This window comes from Burkholderia diffusa, assembly GCF_001718315.1.
Lineage (GTDB): Bacteria > Pseudomonadota > Gammaproteobacteria > Burkholderiales > Burkholderiaceae > Burkholderia > Burkholderia diffusa_B.
The window spans coordinates 406,683-419,234 of the sequence record NZ_CP013364.1 but is presented as its reverse complement, the minus strand read 5'-3'; the positions used below and the strand labels follow the sequence as shown (position 1 = coordinate 419,234).

7 protein-coding genes are annotated in these 12,552 nt (G+C 61.3%); 2 read left to right on the top strand and 5 right to left on the bottom strand.

What is annotated here, in order from left to right; translation table 11 throughout:
* Positions 1-330: 330 nt before the first annotated feature.
* From WI26_RS28650 to WI26_RS28630, 5 genes are all read right to left on the bottom strand, one after another.
* Positions 331-2,112, bottom strand: coding sequence for a hypothetical protein (locus tag WI26_RS28650; protein ID WP_155768843.1), 1,782 nt, complete (start codon positions 2,110-2,112; stop codon positions 331-333).
* Positions 2,102-2,821, bottom strand: coding sequence for a hypothetical protein (locus tag WI26_RS28645; RefSeq protein ID WP_069228082.1), 720 nt, complete (start codon positions 2,819-2,821; stop codon positions 2,102-2,104). Before WI26_RS28645 ends, WI26_RS28650 begins: the two co-directional genes overlap by 11 nt.
* Before the next feature lie 47 nt (positions 2,822-2,868).
* The gene (locus WI26_RS28640; RefSeq protein WP_167359275.1) at positions 2,869-5,952 is read right to left on the bottom strand and encodes a TcfC E-set like domain-containing protein; all 3,084 of its coding nucleotides are present in this window, start codon (positions 5,950-5,952) and stop codon (positions 2,869-2,871) included.
* 70 nt (positions 5,953-6,022) lie between these two features.
* The gene (locus WI26_RS28635; protein WP_069228080.1) at positions 6,023-6,730 is read right to left on the bottom strand and encodes a fimbria/pilus periplasmic chaperone; all 708 of its coding nucleotides are present in this window, start codon (positions 6,728-6,730) and stop codon (positions 6,023-6,025) included.
* Positions 6,731-6,815: 85 nt separating this feature from the next.
* Positions 6,816-7,478, bottom strand: coding sequence for a common pilus major fimbrillin subunit EcpA (locus tag WI26_RS28630; protein WP_155768842.1), 663 nt, complete (start codon positions 7,476-7,478; stop codon positions 6,816-6,818).
* Between the two features lie 474 nt (positions 7,479-7,952).
* Between WI26_RS28630 and WI26_RS28625 the strand changes: the two genes are divergently transcribed.
* Together WI26_RS28625 and WI26_RS28620 are read left to right on the top strand one after the other, a co-directional pair.
* The gene (locus WI26_RS28625; protein WP_167359274.1) at positions 7,953-10,607 is read left to right on the top strand and encodes a filamentous hemagglutinin N-terminal domain-containing protein; all 2,655 of its coding nucleotides are present in this window, start codon (positions 7,953-7,955) and stop codon (positions 10,605-10,607) included.
* 185 nt (positions 10,608-10,792) lie between these two features.
* Positions 10,793-12,514, top strand: a complete 1,722-nt coding sequence (locus WI26_RS28620) for a ShlB/FhaC/HecB family hemolysin secretion/activation protein (RefSeq protein WP_167359273.1) — start codon at positions 10,793-10,795, stop codon at positions 12,512-12,514.
* Positions 12,515-12,552 lie beyond the last annotated feature (38 nt).

Here is a 12,552-nt window from a genome sequence, read left to right as displayed (position 1 = left end):
GTGCCGGGCGGCACTTTCATGGGTTGAACGACGTGTCGGTGCCGAAGGCGTTTCCGTTTTAAACCGACTGCTTTTTACCACGCGTTAACACGCCTTGTTGCGCTCGAATTGGCGCAAAGACGCTCGGCAGCATGTACCAAAACGGCCCGAACCGGGAACTGCCGATTCGGGCCGGTTCGCTGTATATCGCTGCGAGATTCCGACCGTCCCAGCGACCGGCCCGATATCGAGTGCGAAGCCGGTTGGCTCGGTACGCGGCAAGTGCAATATCGTGAACGGGCACACGCTGCGCGTGCAAACTGCGGTGCCATCCTGTTCATTCCACGCCGCTCAATTCCACTCCGCCCTGACTCTCACCTCGCCCTTCGCTTCCACGCGTCCGAACCACTCGTTGCGGGCCGTATCGAAGCGCACTGACGGACCTAACGGGAAGATCAGATCCATGTCCAGATGTGCGTCGTAGGGGGACAAGCCGCCCAGCGTTTCGCGCCACCGCATTTTCGTGATGTCATGCATGCGACCCGTGCAGTTGTCGGGGCGGTCAACCAGTTCGGTGCCGTTATAAAAGCGCAGCGTGGAAGGAATGCCCACGACAGTTGCGCCGTTGTTGCCGACGAACTTGCATTGCAAGCCCTCGTGGGTCTGCACGTTGTCGGCCACTACATTGACCTGCACTTTGCTGGCGCGCGATATGCCGAACTGCCGGATTGAAAGCGGCACCACAATATCAGGGTCCTGGCCGACCACGCCGGAATAGCTGCCGTTGGCGCTCGGATCGCGCTCTGTGATCTCGACGCCAAACGTGATGCGCTTGAGCAGCACGTCGCTCCACAGGCTGATGGGTATCTTGAATCCGGGGGCTTGATCAGGCACGAGGTGAAGGGCGATGTCATGGAGGTACATCTCGTCTTTCGGGCCGAGCAACTCGTTGAGGTACTCGGCCGATACCGCGAGCCCGGTCGAATTGTTGAGATCGCTCATACGCATGCTGTCTGCCTGCTGCCCATTCACCAGCAGCCAGACTTTGCCCGACATCGCGCTCGGCACTTTTAGCGTGAAGCCATCTGCCCCGGTATTGGTATCCGTGCGAATGGGGCACGCCATGATATTGCCGACATTGCTGCACGTTGCCGGCACGCTGGAGATCACGTTGCTTGAAGTCAATTGAACCGTTCCGGAAATTGGCCTGAACTCAATTTTCGAGTCGCCAATAGGTTGGACGTTCAATTGGTAGCGTTCGTAACCGATGTCCGTAGGAGGCGCGGGGCTGTTGTCGCCGCTACCGCCTTTACCCCCGCACATCGTCCTCATCATTTCGCCGTTTTCCACACCCCATGAATGGATGAAGTAGTCGTGGTAGCCAACCATTGCCCCGAACTCGAATGGCTCCCCCTGAATGACAGCTAGCGCGATAATCCACTTGGCGTCATCGTTCATGATCTGTGTGCCGACGGGCATATCATCGCCCCCCATCCCTCCCCCTGCACCCCAACGGCCCGGCTGGAGCAGAACGTGGCCGTTGTAAGTAAATTCATTGTTGCGATTCTTGTGAGAGGCACGCCCGTAGGGCAGTGAAGGCTCCCGAATGTCGTGCGAGGCGAAGGTGGCTAGCGAGCTGACGCTTGCCCCTTGGGCTACCCAGGTACCGACGGCGTGCGCGCCGACCCAGCTCATAAACCAAAGGCTGTGGCCCTGGTGGCGATATCGGAAAGAAACCCCCAATTGTGAGCGGGTCGGGTCCACCAGATCGATTCGACCAACGAGGGCGCCGTCCTTAAAAGGGCTGTTTGTCGCCAGGTAGATCTGGTCGCCAATCGAAACCATGACCGGCCGGACGGTTGCCTCGTGACGTTCTCGTAGGGATTCCGGATGACAGTTCGGCGGCATGAATGGATTTCTGTCGTCGTATGCGTTGGCGGCTGACATTGCACTCAAGAAGGTAGCGATCAGGACCGAGCTGAACAACAGTTGGCCCGTCGGAACAGGATGGGGTGTCTTTTTGCAGCGTTGCCTGCCGGCGAATGCAGAACGTATGAAAGCTAGCAAGTTCGCGGCACTCAGCCAAAGGCGCGCCAGACGAAGTTTCAATTGGAGGCGGTTTTTATGGTTCATCGTGAGCTTGATCCAGAGTGGTTCGATCAGGGGCGACGGCAACGATGCGTGGTATCGGCAGGAGTCGCGGTGCCGCTCGACTTTCATTAACTGTTTCGTTGCCTAGCACCACTCGCACCGATTCACCAGCCTCCACCAAACCGGAGATATCCATGGTTTCACCGGGCGCGAGAAATCGGTCCCGAAAACACGCGCGTGGATCAGGACAACGACCAAACGCGGTGGCGAGATACACGGTGTTGCCGTCGTTGACGAGTGCGTTGCCTTCGATGCGGTACGACTGCCGCGCCTGCCGCGGTTGGACCACGAGGATGCTTTCCAGGCTGAGCCGCGGTTTCATCTCCACCGCGTCCTTGTTCATCTGGACGGCGGGTTCTTCCTTGAACACCACGCGGTAATACCGGGCTTGCTCGTCTTTGGCGCCCTTGTAATACAGCTTGAGCCAGCCGCTTTTTTGCGGCCGCAGGACCAGCTTGGTGGGGGCATACATGAGTTCCCCGCCCTCCGGGCGCCACGTCTTCGCGTCGGCATAAGGCGGCGCGCTTTGTGACACATGAACGGAATACACGCGCGTCCGGTCGCTGTCGTTGGTGACTTCGCGGGCCAGGTAATCTGCCTGCGGCCCCATGAAGTAGGTCAGATCACCAATCGAAAGCGCGCAGGCGGAACGGGTCCACCAAAGCGCAAGGATGACTAGGTAGCGCCACATGGTTTTCTCACGTCATTTGTCCTGCTGCGTGGTTGCATGCTGAACGTTCAACCCTCGCGCACCTGCGTCGCGTTTGCCTTTGCCACTCGCGCGGGTTCGCACGACACCTCGTTGACCCAAAGCGCACCTTGCGCAGCGCTCAGGTCGAAATCGATCTTGCAGGTGCCGCCTGAATCGGTCTGGTACTGGATGCTGGGATACGACGAATCGACGTCGATCACGAAGCCGCCCGCCGCATCGGTGATCGTCTTGCCGATATGGTTCTGGATCTCGGTGTTCGGCCTGACCGTGCCGTTTTCGGTCAGCACGCCGAAGACGGTGACAAGGCGGCGCACCTTCGGCCGGATTGACGCGACGTTGCCCGGATAAAGCACCAGCTTGGCTTCGCCGTTCTGGATGTCGAAGTTTTCCGGGGTGTCGCGCCGAGTGCGGATCTGCACGGTGTGTGCCTTGTAGCCAGTTAGTGGCACGAAGGTGGAACGCCCGCCCAGCAATTGCCGGTTGCTCTCGGACGTCAGTTCCAGTTGGCCGCGTGCGGCTTTGTCGACGCCGACGATGACGCCGCTTTCCCCCCGCTTGCTGGTGAAGCCGATGCCATTGGCGTTCCACCCAACCGTTCCCTGAGCGGCGGCCGTGCCGCTCAGGTCCCCCGTGTCGTCCAGGCTGAGGTTGCCCTGCCATCCGAACAGGCTGTTGTGCCCTTGCGCGCTCATGTTGGCCTGTGTGCTGCTCGCGTTGCCGAGCCCGCCGTTCAGGGCGCGGGAATGGTTCACGCCGGCGGAGACGTAATCGAGGCCATCAACCTGCGTTGGCTTCCAGCCGATGTGCGCGCCGATCTGTTCGCTGTTCCGCGAGCGCGAGTAATCGATGCCTCCATCGCCGAAGCTGAACGACGCATTCAGGCCGACGTAGAACGCCCTGTTCCACGTCCGGCCGGGTTGACTGTTGCGGCTGAACATCTGGCCACCATTCAGCGACACGCGCATCCACTTGTTGGTGTAAATATCCTGGTTCCAGTCGAGCCGATAGTCCTGGTTGCTGCCTTGATAAACACTGGCGCTTACCCCCAGGGAGGCACTCTTTTTCCAACCGAACACCTGCGCGACGTTGACGTTGCCGCCAAAGCTGGTGGTTCGCTGGTTATAGACGCCGTTCCTCGGAGAGCTCCCCGTCGTCACCATGTGGTTGACCCACCCACTGACCGGGCCGTAGTTGGCCGCACCGTTTGCGTTCAGACGAAAGCCACCGTCCGTTGTCAAGCCAGTGTCGATGCCGAGACTGCCGTATTTGAAGTTGCGCTGGTAACGCAACTCGGCTGCCGCGAGCCCGTGGAAGTAGTAGCTGCTGCCGTGGAAGGTGCCGAACCGGGTGGCAGTCTTGCCGCTGGCGCCAATCAATGGTTCGGCGACACTGCCCTGGCCGTACACGCCGTTGGCGATGTACTGGCCGCCGAAGAATTGATACTGCGTGTCCTTGCCCGTTCCACCATTGCCGGGCTTGTAGACCTGCTCGGCCTTCGACGAGACGACCCGCCCGTTCACCACGACGTCGACGCGCACGGCGTAGCTTCCGACCGGCAGCGATCGCGTGTCGATTTCCTGATTGCCGATCGACAGGCGCTGCACGTTGATCAGCTTGCCGTCACGGTAGATCTGCACCTCGCCCGATGCGGGCATGAAGGCAAATAGCGGCGTGCGGGCCAGCGACCCGTCGTTGATCTCCGAGCGGGCGGTGTTGCCTGCGCTGATACCGAAGAACTTCCCGCCCGGCAGAAACGTCGTCTGGCCAAGGGTGCTCATGGCCCACGTGCCGAGATAGCCGCCGGTGACGTTGAAGCCCTTGAAGTCGCGTTCGATACGCGCTTCATACAGGCTCGTGTCGCTGTCGGTGCGAATGTCTCCGTCCACGTAAGCGTGGTAGACGCCGTAGCCCGTGACCGATTTGACGTGCAGGTAACCGTTGGCTTCCGATCGCGCGTTTTTCACGCCGGAGACGTCGTAGTTCAGCACGCCGCTCAGGTGCTTTTCCGTGCTATCGGCGAGCGCGAAGCTGCGTGCTTCGCCTTCGGCTGCGTAGGCTTCTTCCGGCAGCTGCGCGAGCACTTCGAAGGTGCGCAGGTTGAATTCCGCCAGGACCGTGTCGGGCGTTGCTGCGGCAGGTGTTGCCTCCGCAACGACCGATAGCGGTTTGCCTTGCAGCGCGGCAATTTGCTGTTTCGACGCTTCCGTCAGCTTGATCTTGGACAGTGCGAAATCCGTCAGCGTGATGTCACCGCCTGCATATTTGATGGAGGCCTTGCCGGCTTCCTCCGATCCGGCCGCGGTCTTCACCCTCACCGGCACCTCGATGCCTTGTTCGAGCGATCCGAGCAGGTTTTCTGGAAAGCTGAACTTGCCCACGCGCAGTTCGCCCGCGGTGCGGCTCTCGGCCGGCTGCTCGACGGCAATATCAACTGGCGCGCGCGAGAACGTCGCCTTCTGCTCTGGCTGACTGAAGCCTTGTGCGTCCATTGCGGGCGAAGGTTCGTTGGCTTCGCCAGGATCTACTGCGGGCGCGCTTGATCCAACTGCAGCTTCCGGCGCGCGTTGTCCTTGTGCAACGTGAGCATCGTGCGAAACAGGCGGCGTGCCCGTAAGATGCGCCGCGCTCGTGTGCGCACCGCTCGCGGCATCAACCGGCAACACGATGGGCGACCGGTAGGCAACCTCGTGCAACCCGTCCGCTGTCGATGCTGCACGTTCGATGTCCGATGGCACGTGGAGCGACGCACGTGTCTTCACGGTCCCATTTGATTTGCCCTGGAAATAGACGTTGCTCTTTGGCGAAATGCTCTTTGCCGAATGAAAATATCGGGAATGTGCGCGGACAAGGTCGCTTGCCTGCCCGATCATCCGCTGGTCGTCGCGTACATGTTGAATCGCTGTCTGCGGGGCGGCATGCCGCGAAGAAACAGACGTGCTTCGGCTCGGGTCGACCACGGCTGCATCTCGTTCCGGGTCGGCCTCGACGAACCACGTTGCTCCCCCCGTCCGCCGCGCCGCGCCCTCTTCGCGCATTGCGTGATCCGACGCCGATGCATACGACGAAACCCAACCACCCACGAGGGAAATCGACAGGTGTAAAGCGGACATCCTCGGCATCTTCATTTCGGAGTGCAAATAGATAAGAGGTTGAGAATAAACTGGAAAGATGCGGCAACGCTTACTTCGTCACGACCTTCGCGGGCTTGGTGTTGACGGGAAAATACTGGTAGTCATTCCCTTTCCAGATGCCAATGCCTCCAAGGGACTGCATGCCTTGTTCCCTGGACATGTCGGCAGACTCGCCGGGTAGCAAATACATGTTGCGCGTGCATGCTTGCGGTTCGTGATGCCCTTTCTCCGTGCATCTACCTGTCGCCGTGACGTGGACGAAGGAGTTGCCGCGGTTGTGTACACGACCCTTCGCGTCATGATCGTAGGCAAACTGAATGACTCTCGGCCGAACGACCAGAATCGAACTCAGTCGAAGCCGCTGCTTGGCGGAAACGCTGATGCCTTCCTTGAGTTGAGAATCGGACGCAACGGATTGCTCGATGAAACTGAGCTGGTAGTACCGTTCCTTGTCGTCTTTCAGACCCTGGTAGTAGATCTTGATGTCGGCCTTCTGATGCGGAGGGAGGAATACCGTGCCCGGCGAAACGAGCACATCATTTTTCTGCTGCGGCAGGATTTCAAGCTGGCGCGGGTTATTGACTTGATGGACTTCCATCGAGACAAATTTGGCTACCGAATCGTCATTTCGGATTTGCTTCGCGACATAAAACTCTTTTTCCTGCATTTCCGTTGTCAACGATCCGATATCGATGGCTTGAACCGGAAGGCTGAAAGCCACGACGCAGGTTGGCATTAGGGTCTTCAGTATTTTCATTGCGGGCTTTCCGACAAAAAAATGCCGGATCTCAAGCTACGGAGACCCGGCCCACCAGATCTAACCTGGTTTCAGGCGTCGTTCATCAGAGCAGCGGTGCTTCCCAGCTGGCTACAAAACGCAGTTCCACGTCACCGCTATACTTGCCGTCGGCAATCTTCTGCAGGTTGCCTGCATCGATTTGTGCGCCCGTGTTGTCCGTGCCCGACGTGATGGCGAACTTGACGGGAACGCCGCGGGCTTCGTGATAAGCGCCCTTCGGCGTCGTGTTCGGGCCGGTCTTCGACAAGTTCATGTGTTGCAGGCCGTTGGCTGCGATTTGCGGATCGACGGCACCGGTGGTACCGCGCAGGATGTCGGTCAACCCGTTGGTCAGCGCAATGCCGCCCAGCTCGACGGCCACCTTCAACGTGTCTTTCACGCCGCCTTGCGCGGCGTTCAGCGTGTCGCGCGTCACCTGCGCCTTGATGTTGTAGCCAGTGCCCTTGTCATAACCGGCAGCCTGGACGGTCAGGGTACGATCCTGCGACGAGAAGGCGTTGTCGCTGATGTTCCAATGGAAGTCGAGCGCCGTGTTGCCTTCGGAGAAAACGTTGAGGCTCACGTCCGATTTCTTGAGAACCGAGGCCGTCCACTTGACACGGGCTTCAGCGTTAGGCGGCGAAGCAGCAATCGCAGGCGTTGCAAGCGCTACGGCCAACGCGGAGGCTACTGCGAGACGAATTGCGTTTTTCTTCATTTTGATCATTCAAAGAAGTTGTTGAGCGACCCCGAATGGCTGGCCAGCGATTTCCATAGAAAAATGGATACTCTCCCGGGAGACGCCGGAGCCTCGGTCGATGAGTTAAGTACCCTTGCAAACAAAAGGGTGAGGTCATCCTAATCGCTTTGTTTGTTCGCTCACATCAGAAAATGCCCAAAGGTAAATCGGCGCTGAGCCAAGAAATAGTTGGGTGCAAAAGTATAGAAATTTGGCGAGCTGGAGAATTCTGAGTTGCATTGGGGTCCATCCTGATTCTCGATCGCAAAGTTAATAAAAAATAACATTTTTTGTCATTTTCTATGTAGATTTTGGAAAAGTAATTAATGAGCTAATAATAGAATTGATTTTTATTAAAAAATAGGAACGGTCTTATATCAATCTCCGGTCCCTCAAGGAGAATGCACATGCCTTCGACAGTCCTGATAGAAGGCAACATTTCTCATTGCGAGGAGATCAACATTGAATAAACAGCCTGCAACACGCGGATTTCTCCTGCGCCCCATCGTGCTTGCAACGTCGCTGCTGGCCGCCCAACAGGCGCTCGCGGTCGGCCCCAGCGCGATCGTGCACGGTAATGGTTCGGTCGTCACCAACGGCGCCGTCACCACCGTCAATCAGAAGACCGACAAGATGGTGGTCTACTGGGGCGACATGAACGTCGCGGCGCACGAGACACTGAACTTCGCACAGCCGAGCAAAACCGCCGCCGTATTGAACCGTGTCATTGGAGCTGATCCGACGCAGATTCTCGGCGCGCTGAACGCATCGGGCCGCGTGTTCATCGTGAACCCCAACGGCATCCTGATCGGCAACCAGGCGAAGATCAACGTCGGCAGCCTGGTCGCTTCGTCGCTGAACGTGTCGGACGACGATTTCCTGGGAGGGCGACTCAACTTCTCCGGCAACACGCAGGCCAAGGTCGTCAACGAAGGTCACATCGACGCCAGGGAATCCGTCGCGCTGCTCGGCCCGCGCGTCGAGAACCGCGGCACGATTCACAGCCAGCGCGGCAGCGTGGCGCTCGCGGCGGCCGACGGCGTGTCGCTCTCGTTTGCCGGCAACGGGCTGCAAGTGAAGCTCACGCGCGGCAGCCTGCAGGCGCTGGTCGAAAACGGCGGGATGATCGTCAGCGACAATGGCGACGTGATGCTCAGCGCGTGGGCGCGTGATGCTCTGACGCGTGCCGTCGTGAACCAGACCGGCAAGATCGAGGCCGGCGGCATGGGGCAACTGCGCGGGATCCGCATTGCGAGCGAAGGCAGCGGCACGGTGACTGCGGGAGGGGATATGCGCCTGGCCGGCTCCGCCATGAATGGCCCGGAGCGTTCGATCGATGTGTCGGCGCAAGACATCCGGATCGCGGATGGCGCGCGCTTCGATACGGCTGGCGGACAGGATTCGATCAAGCTGCATACGCGCCCGCAAGCGGGAGCGGCCGGACACGTGACGTTCGGTGACGCAACCCTCAAGGCCGGCTACGTCGATATCGTCGCGGACAACGTGCTGACCGCAGCAAACGCCGGGCTGCCAACCTTCGCGGCCGACGCAATCACGTTGAGCGCTCAAAACGCGAAAGCCGGCTACGTGCTGAACCGCGCGCCCGACGCCGACGCCATGTCGACGCTGGCCGGCGGCAAGGGCTCCGTCAGCAGCGGCTTCCTCAAGGCGGCAGGCGAGCAGAATCTGTGGATCTTGTCGCAAGGCACGGTGTCCGCGCTCGGCGCCGTCAATGCGTCCGCCTTGTCGTTGGCGGGCACCGCGGATGTCGACCTGAGCAGCGGCTTCCACGGCAAGCAGCTCACCGTGTGGGGCCATTCGATCAAGCTGGCCGGCACGACGCAAGCCGATTCCGTGTCGCTGTCCGGCCAGAACATCACGCTGGACGGCGCAGTCCACGCGTCGCGGCTCGACGTTCATGGGTACGGCGGAGCGCAAACCACCGATCGCGCGACGGTTCGCGCCGACCAAGTCAGCCTGTCCGGTGGCCAGATCGACTTCTCTCGCGGCACGCACACGCTGAAGCGCGTCGACCTCGACGCTCAGGGTGCGCGTCTGTCGCTGGCTGGCGACACGACGATCGGCCGCGCGAAGTCGCGCAGCGATCTGACGCTGCGCGGCCAGGGTAAGCTCGTTGCCGATACGCTCGACGCCAGCGGCAACGTCGACGTGGTCGTACGGGGCGACGCCTCTTTCGGCGATGTGCGGGGGAATCGCGTCACGCTCGGCTCAACGGACGGCCATGCAGCCTACGAGCGTGTCGACGCGGTGTCCCACGCATCGATCCAGGGGGCGCGAGGCATTGACGCCGGGCAGACGTACGTATCGTCCCTGTCGCTCGCGAGTGACGGCGACGTGCGCTTCGGCAACGACCTGTTCATGCGCGGCCCAGTGGACGTCAGCGGAAGAAACGTCACGGCCGCCTTCGTTCGCGACGGCGATACCGAGCACCTTTCGGCGCGCGCGCGCATTTCCAGCTCGAGCGACGTGCGTGTCTCCGCAAAGGGCAACGCCGCGCTCGGCAACGTCAGCGGCAAGTCGGTCGCGCTCGCCGCGGATGGGCAGCTTGATGTCACCTCGGTCGTCGCGCGATACGATGGGACGCTCGATGGGAAGGGCGCCCTGAACGTGCGCGATGCGGAGGCGACGTATGGCGATCTGACGCTCAACAGCGACGGACGAATCCGCTTTTCTGGGCCACTCCAGGCTACGGGGATCGTGAGCATGCGGGGCGGCGAAGTCCTGGCGGCTCGCGATTCCAAGCCATTCGACCCGCTGATCCTCGGTTGGGCAGGTGTCACGGTCCACGGCGTGCACGGTGTCGACCTCTTTGCCGTGCATTCCGGTGGCGGCGACGTTCGTGTCACGAGCGGTGGCGACGTTCGCTTCCGCGCAGACCTGTGGGCGCACGGCGGGTCGAATACCGTCCGCGGCAAAAGCGTCACGGCCGTCAGCAGCCGGAACGACTCGCATCGTCCGGGCATTTATGCAACGGGTGACGTCTCGGTCTCGGCGGACAGCGCACCGACCCTCGGCGCGGTCTACAGCCGTGACGGCGCAGTTCGGGTCTCGGTTCCGGCGCAATCCACACGGATCCGCGCCGCCGATGAGGCGTAAGTTCGACGCCATGCCCGCTTGACGGATCGCGTATGAGGACCTCTTCCGAGGCGAAACCGCGTTAGCGCGATCCGTTCTGTTCGAGCGCCCGGCTCCGGCCGGGCGCTTCCCTTATTTCGACGCCGCACGTCATGGGGTGCTCTTCTGCGGGCAACCACGGCGCGTCGCGGCTCCCCCTGTCCCTCATGTTCGCTCCAAGCTTTCGTGCACTCACGCTCGGCGCGTTGTCGTGCGCCGTCCTTCCGCCATTTGTCGCCCACGCCAATCCGTTGCCCGCGCCGGCGGGTGACGCGCACGGCCCCTTGCCTTCCACCGGCTCGATTCTGCGCAACCATCCGCTCCCCTCGCTGCAGGACAATCCGCATCGCGCCGACGTGCCGCTGATCGAACGCCGGCCTTCCGAGGACACTCCAGAGAGGGACGGCGCGATCCGACTGCACGTTGCCGGCATCGTCGTGGACAACGTCCCCGAACGCACGCGGCAAGCGGTGGATAGCGTTGTCGCGCCATACCGACAGCGCGCGATGACGTTCGCGGAACTGCGTGAGGTGGCGATCGGTGTCACGCGCGTGCTGCTCGATCACGGCGAATCGCTTTCGTACGCTTACCTGCCCGAACAGGATATCGTCGACGACGTCGTGCATCTGGCCGTGATGCAAGGCAAACTCGAATCGGCCGCGCTGCGGCAAAATCGTTCGCTGGTGCGCGATTCGTTCATCGAACGCTATCTCGGCGCCGGCCTCGATCGCGACGGCGACGTGCGGCGGATGCAGGATCAGCTCGACCGCCTCGGCGACCTGCCAGGTGTCGGGACGATTGCGCCGGAACTGGTGCCCGGCAGACTGCCGGGCGGCACGGCCATGTCGATCGACGTCGAAGCCGGCGAGCGGTTGACCGGTGCAATCGTCGCAGACAATTCCGGTCAGCGCACCACCGGCCGCAACCGCATCGGCGCCCAGCTTGGCATTAACAGTCCGTTGGGGTTGGGCGACCGTCTGCAGGGCATCGCGTTTTTCTCGCCCGACTTCCTGCAGCGCGGTCACGACAGCGACGGCGGCAACACGATAATCGGCCGCGTCTCCTACGACGCTCCTGTCGGTTCACGCGGCATGCGGCTAGGCGCGGCGCTCACGCGCGTCGACTATACCTTCGGCGGCGAGCAGTATCGCGACAGCGGCACCGGCGGTCATGCAACGCTCTTCAGCGTGTACGGCACATTCCCGTTGCTGAGGACATCCGGCCGCACGCTCGACGTCGAAGCCACCGCCGAATTCAAGCGGTTGTCCGACCGGACGCTCGACATCGACAACCCGCGCAGCGCGCGCGCGCTGACCGTACAACTCGCCGGTTCTCGATACGGTGCATGGTCAGGAAACCAGAACATCGTCTCCTATCGCGTGGGCGTCACCCGCGGCAGTCTGACGAACGAAGACGACTGGAACGGCGTCGCCACGCGCGGCCGCTATGTCAAGACGACCCAGCAATTCGACTTCCATCAGCGACTGTCCGCACGCACGCGCGTCCATCTCTCGCTCAATGCACAACAGACGACCCGCAATCTCGACGGCTCCGAAAAAATGTCGCTCGGCGGCCCGTATGCAGTGCGTGCCTACGACAACGACATGTTCAGCGCCGATTCCGGCTACATCGTGTCGGCCACGGTGCATGCGGGCGTGCCTGCGGTTCCCGGCCTCGGCGTCAGCGTCTTCTACGATCATGCGCACTCCACCGTCCAGAAATTCTCGCGGCGCAAGCTCGCGTTGACGCTGGCCGGCGCCGGAGCCGGCATCGAATACGCGATCGGCAAGCGCGCAACCGTCAGTCTCTCTTACGCGATGCGCACGACGGGCGGTCCAGGCAACCCGGCAAAGGCCATGACGTGGGTTACTGGTGTGATTCGCCTCTAGGAGGCAGGTTCGTCAGCGCTGTAGGGGGCGCCGCGACG